Annotated in this window: 16 protein-coding genes; 5 read left to right on the top strand and 11 right to left on the bottom strand. The window is 45.7% G+C overall.

From position 1 onward, the window contains the following. The first annotated feature begins 1 nt into the window (after position 1). Positions 2 to 592, top strand: coding sequence for a phosphoheptose isomerase (locus EX191_RS09515; RefSeq protein WP_005372901.1), 591 nt, complete (start codon positions 2 to 4; stop codon positions 590 to 592). A 21-nt stretch (positions 593 to 613) separates the two neighbouring features. Next, entirely contained in the window at positions 614 to 1,279 is a 666-nt protein-coding gene (locus EX191_RS09510) for a BON domain-containing protein (RefSeq protein WP_065645151.1), read from the top strand. A 70-nt stretch (positions 1,280 to 1,349) separates the two neighbouring features. Here EX191_RS09510 and sspB read toward each other — a convergent pair whose 3' ends face one another. The 8 genes from sspB to zapE all read right to left on the bottom strand — a co-directional run bounded on the left by sspB (position 1,350) and on the right by zapE (position 7,983). After that, a complete protein-coding gene (sspB, locus tag EX191_RS09505; RefSeq protein ID WP_031780550.1) occupies positions 1,350 to 1,835 on the bottom strand; it encodes a ClpXP protease specificity-enhancing factor in 486 nt (161 codons plus the stop codon). 17 nt (positions 1,836 to 1,852) lie between these two features. Then, positions 1,853 to 2,488: a stringent starvation protein SspA gene (gene sspA / locus EX191_RS09500; protein ID WP_005372897.1), complete on the bottom strand. Its 636-nt coding sequence runs from the start codon at positions 2,486 to 2,488 to the stop codon at positions 1,853 to 1,855. A 96-nt stretch (positions 2,489 to 2,584) separates the two neighbouring features. After that, positions 2,585 to 3,322 (bottom strand): cytochrome c1, encoded by a 738-nt coding sequence (locus tag EX191_RS09495; protein ID WP_193447641.1) that lies wholly within the window; start codon positions 3,320 to 3,322, stop codon positions 2,585 to 2,587. Further along, positions 3,319 to 4,584, bottom strand: coding sequence for a cytochrome b (locus tag EX191_RS09490; RefSeq protein WP_005372880.1), 1,266 nt, complete (start codon positions 4,582 to 4,584; stop codon positions 3,319 to 3,321). Before EX191_RS09490 ends, EX191_RS09495 begins: the two co-directional genes overlap by 4 nt. Continuing rightward, positions 4,584 to 5,174, bottom strand: a complete 591-nt coding sequence (gene petA / locus EX191_RS09485; RefSeq protein ID WP_005396462.1) for a ubiquinol-cytochrome c reductase iron-sulfur subunit — start codon at positions 5,172 to 5,174, stop codon at positions 4,584 to 4,586. Before petA ends, EX191_RS09490 begins: the two co-directional genes overlap by 1 nt. A gap of 618 nt (positions 5,175 to 5,792) precedes the next feature. After that, positions 5,793 to 6,185: a 30S ribosomal protein S9 gene (rpsI, locus tag EX191_RS09480; RefSeq protein ID WP_005372876.1), complete on the bottom strand. Its 393-nt coding sequence runs from the start codon at positions 6,183 to 6,185 to the stop codon at positions 5,793 to 5,795. A 15-nt stretch (positions 6,186 to 6,200) separates the two neighbouring features. Then, a complete protein-coding gene (gene rplM, locus EX191_RS09475) occupies positions 6,201 to 6,629 on the bottom strand; it encodes a 50S ribosomal protein L13 (RefSeq protein WP_012842158.1) in 429 nt (142 codons plus the stop codon). A gap of 250 nt (positions 6,630 to 6,879) precedes the next feature. Next, positions 6,880 to 7,983: a cell division protein ZapE gene (zapE, locus tag EX191_RS09470; protein WP_005395918.1), complete on the bottom strand. Its 1,104-nt coding sequence runs from the start codon at positions 7,981 to 7,983 to the stop codon at positions 6,880 to 6,882. A 195-nt stretch (positions 7,984 to 8,178) separates the two neighbouring features. Between zapE and zapG the strand changes: the two genes are divergently transcribed. The 3 genes from zapG to degS all read left to right on the top strand — a co-directional run bounded on the left by zapG (position 8,179) and on the right by degS (position 11,448). Beyond that, complete coding sequence (gene zapG / locus EX191_RS09465; protein WP_005395919.1) at positions 8,179 to 8,622, top strand: Z-ring associated protein ZapG; 444 nt, start codon at positions 8,179 to 8,181, stop codon at positions 8,620 to 8,622. Positions 8,623 to 8,825: 203 nt separating this feature from the next. Then, positions 8,826 to 10,193, top strand: coding sequence for a Do family serine endopeptidase (locus tag EX191_RS09460; protein WP_005395920.1), 1,368 nt, complete (start codon positions 8,826 to 8,828; stop codon positions 10,191 to 10,193). A 190-nt stretch (positions 10,194 to 10,383) separates the two neighbouring features. Beyond that, positions 10,384 to 11,448, top strand: coding sequence for an outer membrane-stress sensor serine endopeptidase DegS (degS, locus tag EX191_RS09455; protein ID WP_193447640.1), 1,065 nt, complete (start codon positions 10,384 to 10,386; stop codon positions 11,446 to 11,448). A gap of 37 nt (positions 11,449 to 11,485) precedes the next feature. Here the strand turns inward: degS and parC are convergent, their stop codons facing one another. The 3 genes from parC to yqiA form a co-directional block, all read right to left on the bottom strand. Beyond that, positions 11,486 to 13,771 carry a DNA topoisomerase IV subunit A gene (gene parC, locus EX191_RS09450; protein WP_104971255.1) on the bottom strand — a complete coding sequence of 762 codons (2,286 nt, stop codon included), beginning with the start codon at positions 13,769 to 13,771 and terminating at the stop codon, positions 11,486 to 11,488. Positions 13,772 to 13,774: 3 nt separating this feature from the next. Then, the gene (gene parE, locus EX191_RS09445; protein ID WP_006743361.1) at positions 13,775 to 15,655 is read right to left on the bottom strand and encodes a DNA topoisomerase IV subunit B; all 1,881 of its coding nucleotides are present in this window, start codon (positions 15,653 to 15,655) and stop codon (positions 13,775 to 13,777) included. Between the two features lie 249 nt (positions 15,656 to 15,904). Further along, positions 15,905 to 16,489 carry an esterase YqiA gene (gene yqiA / locus EX191_RS09440; RefSeq protein WP_046874000.1) on the bottom strand — a complete coding sequence of 195 codons (585 nt, stop codon included), beginning with the start codon at positions 16,487 to 16,489 and terminating at the stop codon, positions 15,905 to 15,907. Positions 16,490 to 16,515 lie beyond the last annotated feature (26 nt).

Here is a 16,515-nt window from a genome sequence, read left to right as displayed (position 1 = left end):
GATGCTAGACAGCATTAAAGACAGCTTTACAGAAAGTATTCAAATTCAAATCGCAGCAGCAGAGGCGCTGCCCGATGCCATTACTCACGCGGCCCAAGCGATGGTCTCAAGCTTGCTCAATGGCAACAAAATTTTATGTTGTGGTAATGGCGGCAGTGCTTCAAACGCTCAACAATTTGTTTCTTGTCTTTTAAACCGTTTTGAAACTGAGCGCCCTAGCCTACCTGCAATGGCCTTAACAGCCGATAATACAACCCTGACCGCTGTTGCAAACGACTACCACTACCAGGAAATTTTCTCAAAACAGGTACGAGCGTTTGGCCAGCCAGGCGACATTCTGCTTGCCATGTCGACTAGCGGTAACAGCAAAAATATTATCAAAGCGATGGAAGCGGCCGTAACTCGAGACATGACGATTATCGCGCTAACAGGCAAAGATGGCGGTGAGATGGCAGGACTGCTTGGCGAGAACGACGTCGAAATTCGCATTCCATCACACCGCACTGCACGTATTCACGAAGTACATATGGTGACACTCCATTGTCTTTGTGATCTTATTGACCAGGTGCTTTTCCCTGCTCATGAAGAGTAACCAAGACTGAGGGTCAGAATTATGATACGTAGCCTCGTTATCTTATTAATAGCATTGAGTTTAAGTGGTTGCGCTGGCTTGTTTATCGCTGGCGCTGCAACCACAGCAAATATTGTCACGGACACACGCAGTACAAAACAAATTTGGCAGGACAACAACATCGAATTCGAAGTTGCAGCGATCGGTAACAAGGCGCCGTTTAAAGGTGAAGTTCGTGTGGTTGCCAGCTCCTATAACGGTACGGTTGTTCTTATGGGTCAGGCTCCAACGCAAGACCTTATCCATGCTTTAGAGCGAAGAGCTCGAGAAGTTAGTGGTGTGAAAGTCATACACAATCAAATCAAACAAAAAGAGCCGCTCACTGTCACTCAAATTAGCAACGACAGTTGGATCACAACCAAAGTAAAATCAGCCTTGCTGACCGACTCTGAACTCAATGGCGTTAAGGTTAAAGTGATCACCGAAGACGGCGACGTTTTTCTGTTTGGTTATGTCACACCAGAGCAAGGCGAGCGAGCGACAGAAATCGCGCGTAATATCTCTGGCGTAAAACAAGTCATTAAAGGGTTCCAATATGGCGAAATGGAACCTGTTGAAGTGGACTTACCGAGTGACGGTGTACAAACAATAGAAAGTGAGACAAACGCGGAAAATGAAGCCAACGTCGAAGCATTTACGATTGAGTAATTGCGAAACATCACTTGAAAACACGTCAAGACACTAAAAAGAAAAAAAGCAGCGTTACGCTGCTTTTTTATTATTTAATCACTCTTAAGCTTGGTTTGCCTTTTGGTCGAGGAGCATCGTCCTCTTCGGCATCCGAATCAGAGGCTAACTCAGAAGGCTCATCGCTAACCGTTGTAAACGATGGGGATGATTCTTCCTCGGTCATCGCTTCTTCTTCGATGTGAGTGTACGCTTCTTCTGGTTCAAACATAGTACCAGCACCATTCTCACGCGCATAAATAGCTTGGACAGCATACACAGGCACAATTACTGAGTGTGGACGACCGCTAAAGCGAGCATGGAAGGTAATCGCATCATTACCTAACTCAAGATTACCCACCGCACGTGGCGCAATATTCAAAATAATTTGACCATCTTGAATAAACTCAACCGGTACACGTACGCCCGGCATCGTTGCATCCACCACCAAGTGAGGAGTCAAGTCATTGTCTACTAGCCAATCGTAAAATGCACGAAGCATATACGGACGGCGAGCAGTCATTTTTGCAATATCCATAACGTGTTCTAAATCGCTTAGCGAACTAGGCGCATTTCACGTTCAGCTTCAGTTAAAGAAGCAAGGAACGAATCACGTTCAAATACGCGGTTCATGTACACCTTGATTTCTTTTGAACCAGGGCCAACCAGATCGATACCAAGTTGAGGCAAACGCCACAATAATGGAGCTAGGTAACAGTCGATCAAGCTGAATTCTTCGCTCATGAAGTACTCATATTCAGCAAAAATTGGCGCTAACGTCAGAAGATCATTACGCAGCTTTGTGCGTGCTTTTTCTGATTCTTCTGCATTACCTTTCATCACTTTTTCAGCGAGTGAATACCAGTTGCGTTCGATACGGTACATCATCAAGCGGCTGTTGCCACGAGCAACAGGGTAAACCGGCATTAGAGGTGGATGAGGGAAACGCTCGTCCAAGTACTCCATGATGATTTTTGAATCGTAAAGAGCTAGCTCACGGTCAACAAGAGTTGGCACTGATTTATATGGGTTTAGCTCAACAAGCTCAGCAGGAAGGTTTGCTTCGTCAACAAGCTCAACTTCAACACTTACGCCTTTTTCAGCTAGTACAATGCGAACCTGATGGCTATACAAATCTGATGCACTTGAGAAAAGAGTCATCACAGAACGTTTATTGGCAGCTACAGCCATGGAGCCCTCCAGTACACTTACAAATAAAAACAATGGAGGCTAAGCCTCCATTGTACATCAATTAAAATTGGGAATTAGCACGGTATTTTAGCACAATTAATGCACATCGCGCCAATACTCTTTCTTGAGCATCACGACAACGATAGTTAGAAGCACTAAGAAGCCCATTACCCACCAACCTAAAGCATGACGCTCAAGCTGCACTGGGTCACCTGAATAAACCAAGAAGTTCACTAGGTCACCAACCGCTTTGTCGTATTCGCCTTCGCTCAGCTCACCCGTACCATCTGTTTCAGTACCAACAACAACTTGTACTTCTTCGCCATCTACGATTTTCGTATCGTAAATCGGCTTCGGGATACCTTGTAGCTCTTCGAGCACATGTGGCATACCAACACTCGGGAAGACAATGTTGTTCACTCCGAATGGACGAGATGGATCAACATAGAAAGAGCGTAAGTAAGTGTATAACCAATCAGCACCACGAACTCGTGCAACCAACGTAAGATCTGGTGGTGGAGCACCAAACCAATTTGCCGCTTGCTTCGGTGGCATTGCGTTGACCATTAGATCACCGATTTTCGCTTCAGGATTGAAAATCAGGTTTTCTTTCATTAAGTCTGTTGGAATTTCCAAGTCTGTTGCTACACGCTCATAACGCTGATACTGCGTTGAGTGACAAGCAAAACAGTAGTTCATGAACAACTTCGCACCGTTTTGTAGCGAAGCTTTATCCGTTAGGTCAACATTCGCTTTATCAAGCGGAACGTTAGCCCCCGCTGCCATCGCTAGTGATGGCAACATAGCAAATAGAATTACAATCCACTTCTTCATTTGAATGTCACCCTCTCTGGTAATGGTTTGGTTGCTTCATTTTTGCTGTAGAAGAACAGCAACACAAAGAACATGAAGTAACACAAGCTAAAGATCTGAGATAGTAGTGTGTACGTTGGTGTTGCAGGTAACGCACCTAAAATACCCAGAGCGATAAAGGCGATAGTGAACTGTACAATATTCAACAGATGAAGTTTGCTACGGTAACGGTATGAACGAACTTTACAACGATCCAACCAAGGTAGAACAAACAGCACTGCAATTGACGCACCCATTAGGATAACACCTAATAGTTTGTCTGGAACCGCACGTAAGATTGCGTAAAACGGCGTGAAGTACCATACCGGAGCAATGTGCTCTGGTGTCTTCAGTGGGTTTGCAGCTTCAAAGTTAGGCGGTTCAAGGAAGTATCCTCCCATTTCTGGGTTAAAGAACAGCACGTAACAGAAGAAGAACAAGAAACCAGCCACACCAACTAAGTCCTTAACCGTACCGTATGGGTGGAAAGGAATAGAGTCGATAATGTCGTATTTCTTCGTGTAGTAATCGTGGAACTTGAACTGTGTCTTGTAATCATCGCCCATTGAACCTTTTGGTAGCTTAGTTTCGATACCATCAGGGTTGTTTGAGCCGACTTCGTGCAGCGCCAATACGTGCAGAACCACAAGAAGAAGCAGAACGATAGGCAGTGCAATAACGTGTAGTGCGAAGAAACGGTTTAACGTTGCACCAGAGATGATGTAGTCACCACGGATCCAAAGCGTTAGGTCATCACCGATAACAGGAATCGCACCAAACAAAGAAATGATTACCTGTGCACCCCAGTATGACATCTGACCCCATGGCAGTAGGTAACCCATGAATGCTTCAGCCATTAGAACAAGGAAGATCAACATACCGAAGATCCACAGTAGTTCACGAGGTTTTTGGTATGAGCCGTAGATCAGGCCACGGAACATGTGCAAGTACACAACAACGAAAAACGCAGATGCGCCAGTTGAGTGCATGTAACGTAGAAGCCAACCGTACTCTACATCACGCATGATGTACTCGATAGAAGCAAACGCACCGTCACCAGAAGGAACGTAGTTCATCGTTAGCCAAATACCCGTTAGGATTTGGTTAACCAGAACCAGCATCGCCAGAGAACCGAAAAGGTACCAAAAGTTGAAGTTCTTAGGCATTGGGTATTCAGACAAATGCTTTTTATAAGCATTCATTGCAGGAATACGCTTTTCAACCCAGTCTAACATTGCTTGCATTATGCATCCCCCTCATCAACACCCACAATGAGCTTGGTGTCGCTCAAATACATGTGCTTAGGAACGACAAGGTTCAATGGAGCAGGTACCCCTTGGAACACTCGACCAGCCATATCGAACTTAGAACCATGACAAGGACAGAAGAAGCCAGATCTTACGCCCTGGACCTGCTCTGAGAAAGAGTCTGGTAGATAGGTTGGTGAACAACCTAGGTGAGTACAGAAACCAACAGCGACAAAAAACTCTTCCTTAATCGAACGAAACTCATTCTGAGCGTACTCAGGCTGCTGTTCCATTTCAGATTGCGGATCACGAAGCTTATCGCCGATCGTTTTTAAGTTATCTAGAACGCTTTGAGTGCGGCGAACAATCCATACAGGTTTCCCCTGCCACTCGACACGAACCAGCTGACCTGGTTCAATTTTACTTATATCCACTTCCACCGGTGCACCTGCCGCTTTGGCTTTAGCACTCGGATTCCATGATTTGATAAAAGGCACGGCGACGGCGACTGCCCCTAACCCACCAACAACTGCCGTTGTAGCGGTTAGAAAACGCCTGCGACCGTTATTTAAAGGCGCGTTGCTCATCCAAACATTCTCCCATTTGCTCCCTTTGGATCGTTATTATTCCGCTTATAAGAGCATGGCTAACAAATAATGAATTTAGTTCTATTTATTGGAGGGAAATGATAAAGAAAACCCTACTTTTTGACAAGATAAAGCTACCTTTTTGTAACATTTGTGAGGCAAATCGCTCGCGTCGTCACAAAAGCGGCAGAATTATAAAAAATTGATGTGATTTGTAACAAGAAAGCACAACATGGAAGTTCTGCTGAAAGCTATTCAAACCTTTTATCTTGGTAGTTTTCAGTTAATTACACAGCAAAATATTTCTTAGTGCACATTCAACTTACGTTATTTGTATTTTCACTTTTGTAGCACGCCGCATACGCAAAAAAGACGAGTAGGCATTTTAAAACATGTTGCAGGGATATTAAGACGCAAAGGCACCCACAGCAGATAAATAAGCTTATGACGTATAGTAAGGAAGAAGCCTTACTCTGAGCCTAGTTATAAGTGAATACAAATGGATATTGATAGGCAGGTATTATTTCTTTAAAAACAAAAAAGCCCGGCATAGAGCCGAGCTTTTGGTACACAGTTTCCAGAATAACTCTGAAAAGCAGAATTTCCAATAAGAGGAAATTAACGCTTAGAGAACTGTGGACGACGACGTGCTTTACGTAGACCAACTTTCTTACGTTCAACGCAACGAGCGTCACGAGTAACGTAGCCAGCTGCGCGTAGAGCAGGACGTAGAGACTCATCGTATTCCATAAGCGCGCGAGTGATACCGTGACGGATAGCACCAGCTTGACCAGAAATACCGCCGCCTTTAACTGTTACGTAAAGGTCTAGCTTTTCAGTTAGTTCAACAAGTTCTAGAGGTTGTTGTACAACCATGCGAGCTGTTGGACGACCGAAGTATTCGTCAAGGTTACGCTTGTTTACTACAATGTTGCCGCTGCCTGGTTTAATAAAAACACGTGCAGCTGAGCTTTTGCGACGGCCAGTGCCGTAGTATTGATTCTCTGCCATTTTCGAAATCCCCAATTAGATGTCTAGTACTTGTGGTTGTTGAGCAACATGGTTGTGCTCAGCGCCTGCGTAAACTTTAAGCTTACGGTACATAGCACGGCCTAGAGGACCACGTGGAAGCATGCCTTTAACTGCAAGCTCAAGAACCATCTCAGGTTTACGATCGATCAACTTTTCAAAAGTGATAGATTTTAGACCACCTGGGAACTCAGAGTGACGGTAGTACACTTTGTTCTTAGCTTTGTTACCAGTTACAGCAACTTTCTCAGCGTTGATAACGATGATGTAGTCACCAGCGTCAACGTGAGGAGTGTATTCAGCTTTATGTTTGCCACGTAGGCGAGATGCAATTTCACTTGCTAGACGACCAAGAGTTTTACCTTCAGCGTCTACAACGTACCAGTCGCGTTTTACAGTTTCTGGTTTAGCAACGAAAGTTTTCATGCTAATAATAACCCGTTAATTAAAATTTAAACTTTAAGGAACACCGTTCTGGTGCTCCCACACTGTCTAAGAGCCCAGTCATCACCCCTTCGAGTCGTTGGTACTCTCGACCTTCAATTTCGAAATAACTTCGATAATCCGGTCTGCAGTAACGGTGGGTCGCAGGATTATAGAGAAGAGCGAAGAAAAAATCACCTTTTTTTGCGCCAAATCACTAATTTTTTCTTCACTTTTTAAGAACACACTAGATTTAGGCCAAATGCTCACGCGCGAGGTACTCATGACTTTGCATCTCAGTGAGCCGAGACAAACAGCGCTTAAATTCAAACTCGAGCTGCCCCTCAGTATATAAGTCTTCCATTGGCACTTCAGCAGAAATAATCAACTTCACATTGCGCTCGTAAAACTCATCGACCAGTGCGATAAAACGCCTCGCAGCGTCATCTATTTTTCGGTTCATCTGTTGAACGTCCGCCAGTAATACCGTGTGATAAATTCGGGACAGCTCAATGTAGTCATTTTGACTGCGAGCGGTTTGGCATAACTGAGCAAACGACGCATGCAGAACCCCATCACTCGCTTCAATTACCTCAAGCTGACGGTGATTAACTTCGATTTGATGAGCGACGATCTGACGTTCGCCCGTCAGCTGCTGATAATACTTGTTGAGATTAATGTTGGCCTGTTCATCAAGTGGATAATGGTATATTTCGGCCTGTTCAAGCGTTCTTAAGCGATAATCAACGCCACTATCAACATTCAACACGTCACAACGTGCCAAAATCATATCAATTGCAGGCAAAAAGCGCGCTCTTTGTAAGCCATTACGATATAAGTTCTGCGGTTCGATGTTTGAAGTCGCGACTAGGATCATCTGCCGCTTGAACATCTCTTGGAGTAACGTTGCAAGGATCATCGCATCCGTAATGTCAGAGACAAAAAATTCATCAAAGCAAACCACATCCGCTTCTTCTTTGAATTTATCCGCTACTTTTGCTAGCGGATTTTCGACATCACCTAACAGCTTCAACTCATCATGTACTCGATACATGAAGCGGTGAAAGTGTACGCGCATTTTTCTTTGGGTTGGTAAAGCATCAAAAAACGCATCCATGAGGTACGTTTTACCGCGTCCGACTCCTCCCCAAAAGTAAAGACCTTTTGGGGGTTCAGGCATGTCGATTTTTTTCCCCATGAGCTTTTGCCATTTGGAAAGCTGGGGCACAGGAGCTGACTGAAATTCAACGATAGCATGGTAAAGCTTATCTAATGCAACGACCGCTTGATACTGAGCTTCATCACGCTGAAACCCGTGTTCTGCTATGTCTTTTTGATATTGTTGTAGTGGTGTCATCGTATTAAGTCGTATAGAGGTACTGGGAAAAGGGTTACCTCGGGGTCAACTTTGAGAATAGAGAGAAGTAGTTATCAGTCCCCGAAGACATACTGCTATTTTTCTTTATCGGCTGTTCAAGCCATAGTAACATGGACTAGCACCGCGTGTAACTAAGTAGTAAAAGACTTGTTAAAACAACTATAAGGAGCAGTTATGCCTTGGATTTATGCCATTGTGGGTTTGCTGGTCGGTACAATCGTAGGCGTAGTCATTAGTAGACTAACCACCCCTGAATACAAGAAACAAAAGTCTGTGCAGAAAGAACTTGAAGCGGCCAAGTTTGAACTAGAGCAACAACGTCAAGAGCTCGTCGATCATTTTGCACAAACCGCAGAAATGTTGGATACACTAGGTAAAGATTACACCAAGCTGTACCAACATATGGCTAAGACCTCTTCTGAGCTTTTGCCAAACTTGCCAGAGCAAGACAACCCGTTTGATAAGAAAACGGCAATGTCTTCTGAAGCTATTGCAGAAGATCAACCAGAGTTTAACGAACAGCCAAAAGACTACGCCAATGGCGCAACGGGTCTTTTAAAGGATCAAGAGAAAGAAATCATTAATGCTCCCGAAGCGGTAACCGCAAAAGCATCATAACCTTCTCTTACCTCTACCTACTAGGGCCGATACATTTGTATCGGCCCTTTTTTGAACTTTTTCTTCTTACCTTTGCTCTAACTTGGATGTGAACTGCCTCCCCCTTTGATTATCCGAACTAGGCCCTATATTAGTTATTAACAAAGTGAACTAACCGTTCGGATATTTCTTTTTGGCAGACATGTTTCAAGAGGAGTTATTGGATGAAAAAACCACTGCTTGCGCTCACCGTTCTATCTCTGAGTTTGGGCTCTATTATTGCGCCAGTTCAAGCCACCGCCGCATTACCTTTAAATGTGGATGGCCAACAGTTACCTAGCTTGGCGCCCATGCTTGAGAAAGTAACCCCTGCTGTTGTGAGTATTGCTGTAGAAGGCAAACAAGTACAAACCAGCCGTATTCCCGAACAATTTCAATTCTTCTTTGGACCGGACTTTCCGATGGAGCAAAGGCGTGAGCGCCCGTTCAGAGGTTTAGGTTCTGGTGTCATTATTGATGCGAAAAAAGGGCATATCGTCACTAACTACCACGTAATCAAGGGCGCGGATGAGATTCGAGTTCGCCTCTATGATGGTCGCGAGTATGACGCTACGCTCGTTGGCGGCGATGAGATGGCCGATGTTGCGTTGCTTAAATTAGAAAAAGCGAAAAACTTAACGCAAATTAAAGTCGCAGATTCCGACAAACTTCGCGTAGGTGACTTTACGGTTGCGATTGGTAACCCATTCGGGCTCGGTCAAACCGTGACGTCGGGCATCGTCTCAGCGTTAGGCCGCAGTGGCTTAAACGTTGAAAACTTCGAAAACTTCATCCAAACAGATGCCGCAATTAACAGCGGTAACTCTGGTGGTGCATTAGTCAACCTTAATGGTGAGCTGATCGGTATTAATACTGCGATTTTAGGCCCTAACGGCGGTAACGTGGGGATTGGCTTTGCGATTCCGTCCAACATGATGAAAAACCTCACCGAGCAAATTCTAGAGTTTGGTGAAGTCAAACGCGGCATGTTGGGTGTACAGGGCGGTGAAGTAACCTCTGAGCTGGCTGATGCATTGGGTTACGAGTCGAGTAAAGGAGCCTTTATTGGTCAAGTCGTACCGGACAGCGCAGCCGATAAAGCTGGATTGAAAGCCGGTGATGTAATTGTATCGGTAAACGGCAAAGCGATTAATACTTTCTCAGAGCTCCGCGCAAAAGTGGCAACGCTGGGCGCAGGAAAAGAAATCACGTTAGGTGTGGTTCGAGATGGTAAGAATAAAACCTTTGATGTAACGCTTGGCGAATCTACAAATATGAAAGCCAAAGCCGAAACATTACACGAAGGGCTCAAGGGTGCTGAGTTAAGCAATACGACACCAAGTGATGCAATTCAAGGCGTTAAAGTATCGAGCGTTGCAGATAACTCTCCGGCTGCTCAATATCAATTACAACAAGGGGACATCATTATCGGTGTAAACCGTCAGCGCGTGAAAAACCTTGCTGAGCTTCGTGCAATCGTGGATAAGCACAAAGGCGTATTAGCTCTGAATATTCAGCGTGGCGAACGTACTATTTATCTTGTTATTCGTTAGTCACTTTCAAAGTGATAGGAAATAAGGTTTTCAATGCATAGCATCGAGTAATAAGCCTCGAATACTTTTCCTTATCGCTCAATAGCTAATGAAAAGGGCAGCACGATTCCGTGCTGCCCTTTTGTTATTTTTCAATGTAATGCTATTCTTCATCTTCTATGCCATTTTGGCGCTCATGCATGGAGAGGATATGCTCAGCTTTTTATTACGTTCTGTCTTTTTAGGCTTGGCTACTGCCGCAGTGGTATTACTGGCGGTACCATCTTTGCGCAACAACGTAATTCCTGCCGCGCTAGATCCGCAACCTGTTAATATCGCGTCCGTTGAGTTGACATTTAATCAGGCGGTGCGAAGAGCAGCACCTGCCGTAGTAAACATCTACAGCCGTAAATATGTTGAAAATGATCGCAGTAAACTCTCGACTCAAGGTCTGGGTTCAGGTGTCATTGTCAGTGAGAAAGGCTACATCATTACCAACTACCATGTGGTTGCTCAAGCAGACCAAATTGTTGTCGCATTACAAGACGGTAGAGCCGCGGCAGCTCAGCTAGTTGGCACGGATAAACGCACAGACATTGCCGTACTTCGTGTCGAAGGTTCGAATTTACCTGTTATTCCTCTTAACTCTAATTACAAACCACAAGTTGGTGATGTGGTCCTAGCCATCGGTAACCCATACAACCTTGGGCAAACCACAACGTTCGGCATTATTTCAGCAACAGGACGCTCATCTATTAGCGACGGTCGCCAAGCATTTATTCAAACCGATGCCGCCATCAATGAGGGGAACTCTGGTGGCGCCCTAGTGAACACTCAAGGTGAGCTCGTCGGCATCAATACCGCCTCTTTCCAACAAGCGACTGATTTAGAAACTTACGGTATTTCCTTTGCGATCCCTGCGCCACTAGCCAGCAAGATCATGCAGAAAATCATCGCTGATGGTCGCGTGATTCGTGGCTATATTGGTATCGACGGCCAAGACATTAATGCGGTCACTGCTCGCCTACTTGGAAATGAACACATAGGTGGTATTGTCGTGCTTGGTATTGATCCAAATGGTCCAGCCAATACAGCAGGCTTCCAAAAGCAGGACATCATTATCAGTATTGATGGCAATAAAGTGCAAGGGCGTCAGAGCGTCATGGATATCGTCACCGATTTACGTCCTGGCACCACCGTGGACGTCGGCATCATTCGCAAAGGAAAAGAGATGAGCTTGAAAGTCACGATTGCTGAAGACAAGCAAGAAGCATAAAAAATCCCAGCCATTGGCTGGGATTTTTATTTGTGCGTTACTCGCTATCGCTCGGTGTTTCCGTCGTATCGGAATCGTCCAGCTCAACCTCAATGCGAGTGACTCGCTGCAAACCTCTTGGTAGTAACCCACCTCGGCGACCACGTTCGCCACGGAAGTTATCAAGGTCAGACGGTTTAAGACCCAATTTTCGCTTACCCGCGTACAACGTTAACGATGCACCTTTTGGTAAAGACATTAAGTGAGATAGTACTTCTTCTCGCTCTTTTGCTTTAGCAGCAGGAATGTTGATGATCTTATTCCCTTTACCTTTCGCCAGTTGTGGCAGGTCTTTGATTGGGAACAGCAGCATGCGACCTTGGTTAGTAATTGCTAAGATTTCATCAGAATCTAAATCTTCAATCGCTTTTGGCGTCATGACCTCAGAGTTAGCCGGTAAAGTGACCAGCGCTTTACCACTGCGGTTTTTAGACAGCAAGTCAGCGCCTTTACATACAAAGCCGTAACCTGCATCTGAGCCCACCAGCCACAGCTGCTCTTCTTCACTCATGATCACTTGGCGAATACTGCTACCAGCCGTAATATTCAAACGACCGGTAATCGGCTCACCTTGACTACGAGCAGAAGGCAGCGAGTGCGATTCCAGAGAGTAACTTCGACCGTCACTACCTAGGAATACCGCAGGCTGATTACTCTTACCTCGTGCGTGCGCTAAGTATTTATCACCCGACTTATAGTTCAGGCCTTCTGCATCTACGTCATGGCCTTTCGCGTGACGAATCCAACCTTTCTCAGAAAGCACAACCGTGATTGGTTCGCTTGGAACAAGATCACGTTCAGTAAGCGCTTTTGCTTCTGCACGCTCAACCAATGGAGATCGACGGTCATCACCGTATTTCTCAGCATCCGCTTTGATTTCTTTTTTCAGTAGTGTGTTTAGACGACGCTCAGAACCGAGTAGCAGTTCTAGCTTCTCACGCTCTTTCTCTAGTTCGTCTTGCTCACCACGGATCTTCATCTCTTCTAGTTTGGCTAGGTGACGAAGTTTGGTGTCTAGAATCGCATCCGCTTGGATATCGGTAATACCAAAACGTGCCATCAATACCGCTTTAGGGTCATCTTCAGTACGGATGATCTCAATCACTTCATCTAGGTTTAGGTAAGCAACCAACAAACCTTCCAAAATGTGTAAGCGAGCCATGACTTTGTCTAGGCGGTGTTGTAGACGACGACGTACGGTCGTGCGACGGAACTCAATCCACTCTGACAGAATTTGCACCAGACCTTTAACTTGAGGACGATTATCCAAACCAATCATGTTCAAGTTAACGCGGTAGCTGCGCTCAAGATCCGTTGATGCGAACAAGTGGTTCATCAACAAATCACAATCGACGCGGTTTGACTTAGGTACCACAACGATACGCGTTGGGTTCTCGTGATCCGACTCGTCACGAAGATCGTCAACCATTGGTAGCTTCTTCGCACGCATCTGGTTGGCGATTTGCTCAAGCAGTTTTGCACCCGATACTTGGTGTGGCAGAGAGGTGATAACGATATCAGAACCTTCTTTGTGCCATACCGCGCGCATCTTGATGCTGCCGCGACCATTGCGGTAAATCTTCTCAATATCCGCTTGCGGCGAGATGATTTCTGCTTCTGTTGGGTAATCCGGACCTTTAACATATTGCATCACGTCCGGCAGTTCTGCTTTCGGGTTGTCGATCAAATGAATAGTCGCATCTGCGATTTCACGAACGTTATGCGGTGGGATGTCTGTTGCCATACCAACCGCAATACCGGTTACACCGTTAAGCAAGATATGAGGCAGACGTGCTGGCAACATTTGTGGCTCTTTCATTGTGCCATCAAAGTTAGGTTGCCATTCAACCGTGCCCTGGCCCAGTTCGCCTAGCAATACTTCAGCAAACTTAGACAGTTTTGCTTCGGTATAACGCATTGCCGCAAATGATTTCGGGTCATCTGGCGCACCCCAGTTACCTTGACCATCCACTAATGGATAGCGGTAAGAGAATGGCTGAGCCATCAATACCATCGCTTCGTAACACGCTGAATCACCGTGCGGATGGTATTTACCTAACACGTCACCAACGGTACGTGCAGATTTTTTGTATTTTGCTGATGCAGAGAGACCAAGCTCTGACATCGCATAAATGATGCGTCGTTGAACCGGCTTTAAGCCATCACCAATGTATGGCAAGGCGCGGTCCATGATGACGTACATCGAGTAGTTCAGATAAGCGTCTTCAGTGAACTTGCGCATTGGCAACTGTTCGACGCCATCGTAGGTAATTTCTGTAGACATCCGTTACACCTCTGCCAAGTCGCCGTTGTTTTGTAGCCAAGAACGACGGTCATCTGCACGCTTTTTGCCCAGCAGCATGTCCATCATTTCCATGGTCGCCGTAGAGTCGTCAATGGTTAGCTGCACTAAGCGACGCGTGTTCGGATCCATGGTGGTTTCACGCAACTGAAGTGGGTTCATCTCACCCAGACCTTTGAATCGTTGCACGTTGATTTTGGCTTTCTTCTTCGACAAGCGCTCTAAAATGCCATCTTTTTCATCGTCATCGAGGGCGTAGAACACTTCTTTACCACAGTCGATTCGATACAGAGGCGGCATCGCCACATAGATATGACCCGCTTCAACCAGTGCACGGAAGTGACGAGTAAATAGAGCACAAAGCAGCGTTGCAATGTGAAGACCATCCGAGTCCGCATCGGCAAGGATACAGATCTTACCGTAGCGCAACCCCTCAAGGTTATCGCTGTCAGGATCAATCCCCAAAGCCACTGAGATATCGTGTACTTCTTGAGATGCTAATACTTGGTCAGCAGAGACTTCCCACGTGTTCAAAATCTTACCACGTAGTGGCATCACGGCTTGGAATTCACGGTCACGTGCCTGTTTTGCCGAGCCACCCGCAGAGTCACCCTCCACAAAGAAGATTTCAGTGCGACTTAAGTCCTGTGCTGAACAGTCGGTCAACTTACCTGGCAGTGCCGGGCCGGACGCCACTTTCTTACGTACGACTTTTTTCGCTGCACGCATACGACGGTGCGCATTAGCGATACAGACTTCTGCCAATTGCTCTGCTAGCTGAGGCTTTTCGTTCAACCAAAGACTGAACGCATCTTTTACTACGCCAGAGACAAATGCCGCAGTTTGACGAGAGGACAGACGTTCTTTGGTCTGGCCTGCAAATTGCGGATCTTGAATTTTAACCGACAACACGTAAGAACAGCGGTCGAAAACGTCATCACCCGTTAGCTTCACGCCACGAGGTAATAGATTACGGAACTCACAGAATTCGCGCATCGCTTCTAACAAGCCTTGGCGTAGACCATTAACGTGCGTACCACCTTGAGCGGTTGGGATCAGGTTAACGTAGCTTTCGGTGATCATCTCACCACCTTCTGGCTGCCAAATTACCGCCCAGTTTGCCGCTTCGGTATCCGCCAAGAACTCACCAGTAAATGGTTCTTCAGGAATAACTGGGTAGCCTTTTACGCCTTCCGCAAGATAGTCTTTAAGACCGTCTTCGTAGTACCACTTATAGTCTTTACCATTAACTTTGTCGGTTAATGTAATTTCTAGGCCCGGGCACAAAACCGCTTTTGCGCGCAGATTATTGACTAGGCGCGTAACAGAGAAGTTAGCTGAATCGAAGTACTTCGCATCAGGCCAGAAATGCACGCTGGTACCGCGATTGCGACGACCACACGTGCCGGTTACGGTCAGGTCAGAGACTTTATCACCGTGCTCAAATGCAATTTCATACACTTGGCCATCACGACGAACGGTTACTTCAACGCGTTTTGACAACGCGTTTACTACCGAAATACCTACCCCGTGCAAACCACCAGAGAATTGGTAGTTTTTGTTAGAGAACTTACCACCTGCGTGCAGCTTGCATAGGATTAACTCTACGCCTGACACTTTCTCTTCTGGGTGGATATCAACAGGCATGCCTCGACCATCATCGATCACTTCTAGTGATTGGTCGGCATGTAGGATGACTTGTACTTTTGAGGCATGTCCGGCTAGCGCTTCATCGACACTGTTGTCGATAACTTCTTGGCCCAAATGGTTTGGGCGCGCTGTATCCGTATACATCCCTGGTCGGCGACGTACTGGCTCTAAGCCATTCAGTACTTCAATGGCACCAGCATTATATTGTTCAGTCATAATACGGAATTATTCTCAAAGTTTACTTGTTGCCTGAATATCACCAATGGGTGAACCCATACTCAGGAAACGAAAAAGCCACCCTGTTCACATCACTAAGTGCTTGTAAACATGATGCATAACAAAGTAGCCAGGGTCCTCGACCCTTAAGATCTTTTGGCAAAACATAGTCGGAAAGCATACCGCCCATGTCAAGAAACGGTTGGATATATCAATAAAAACTATGAGCCTTTTCCAATCGCTTTCGAATTACAGTTCTAGAAATTCGATAATCTGTGCAGGATAACGCTCAAAGCCTACAAAACTGTGATCACCGCCTTGTTCTACTGTTTGCTTAGCGTCTGCAAACTTATCTACCGCTTGTCGATAGTCTAAAACCTCATCTTCTGTTTGCTGCAACAACCAGAAAGAATGTGGCGACGCGATGCTTTGTACATCAAGAGCTTTTAACTCGTCAATATGACAAGCTTCAAGTGTATAGGTTTCGTGCGTATAAGGGTTAGTTTGCTCACCCAAATAATCTACTAACAACTCATAGGGCTTAACCGCGGGGTTGACCACAACCGCTTTAAATCCAAACTTGTCATTTAGCCACATTGACATAAAGCCGCCTAATGAGCTGCCCACCAGACCAATGTTATAGTCGTCTTTATATTGCTCGATGATATCCAACAACATTTTCGCCGCTTGTTGAGGATAACAAGGTAACTGGGGAACAATCACTTTGATATCAGGACGATGCTGCTCGCAGTATGCTCTCATCACATTGGCTTTCATTGAGAGTGGGGAGCTGTTAAAACCATGGATATACAGAAGAAGTGAAGGTTTACTCATAGATATCTCGCACAAAAAAGCGAGCC

Source organism: Vibrio chemaguriensis (assembly GCF_012275705.1).
GTDB classification, from domain to species: domain Bacteria; phylum Pseudomonadota; class Gammaproteobacteria; order Enterobacterales; family Vibrionaceae; genus Vibrio; species Vibrio diabolicus.
This window is presented reverse-complemented; position numbering and strand designations above follow the sequence as displayed.

Bases quoted from the DNA above. Each gene is read 5' to 3' on its own strand.
- EX191_RS09495 (WP_193447641.1), bottom strand. From the start codon at position 3,322: ATGAAGAAGTGGATTGTAATTCTATTTGCTATGTTGCCATCACTAGCG.
- EX191_RS09510 (WP_065645151.1), top strand. From the start codon at position 614: ATGATACGTAGCCTCGTTATCTTATTAATAGCATTGAGTTTAAGTGGT.
- EX191_RS09460 (WP_005395920.1), top strand. From the start codon at position 8,826: ATGAAAAAACCACTGCTTGCGCTCACCGTTCTATCTCTGAGTTTGGGC.
- zapE (WP_005395918.1), bottom strand. From the start codon at position 7,983: ATGACACCACTACAACAATATCAAAAAGACATAGCAGAACACGGGTTT.
- EX191_RS09515 (WP_005372901.1), top strand. From the start codon at position 2: ATGCTAGACAGCATTAAAGACAGCTTTACAGAAAGTATTCAAATTCAA.
- petA (WP_005396462.1), bottom strand. From the start codon at position 5,174: ATGAGCAACGCGCCTTTAAATAACGGTCGCAGGCGTTTTCTAACCGCT.
- parC (WP_104971255.1), bottom strand. From the start codon at position 13,771: ATGTCTACAGAAATTACCTACGATGGCGTCGAACAGTTGCCAATGCGC.
- degS (WP_193447640.1), top strand. From the start codon at position 10,384: ATGCTCAGCTTTTTATTACGTTCTGTCTTTTTAGGCTTGGCTACTGCC.
- sspB (WP_031780550.1), bottom strand. From the start codon at position 1,835: ATGGATATTGCAAAAATGACTGCTCGCCGTCCGTATATGCTTCGTGCA.
- rplM (WP_012842158.1), bottom strand. From the start codon at position 6,629: ATGAAAACTTTCGTTGCTAAACCAGAAACTGTAAAACGCGACTGGTAC.
- EX191_RS09490 (WP_005372880.1), bottom strand. From the start codon at position 4,584: ATGCAAGCAATGTTAGACTGGGTTGAAAAGCGTATTCCTGCAATGAAT.
- parE (WP_006743361.1), bottom strand. From the start codon at position 15,655: ATGACTGAACAATATAATGCTGGTGCCATTGAAGTACTGAATGGCTTA.
- rpsI (WP_005372876.1), bottom strand. From the start codon at position 6,185: ATGGCAGAGAATCAATACTACGGCACTGGCCGTCGCAAAAGCTCAGCT.
- sspA (WP_005372897.1), bottom strand. From the start codon at position 2,488: ATGGCTGTAGCTGCCAATAAACGTTCTGTGATGACTCTTTTCTCAAGT.
- yqiA (WP_046874000.1), bottom strand. From the start codon at position 16,489: ATGAGTAAACCTTCACTTCTTCTGTATATCCATGGTTTTAACAGCTCC.
- zapG (WP_005395919.1), top strand. From the start codon at position 8,179: ATGCCTTGGATTTATGCCATTGTGGGTTTGCTGGTCGGTACAATCGTA.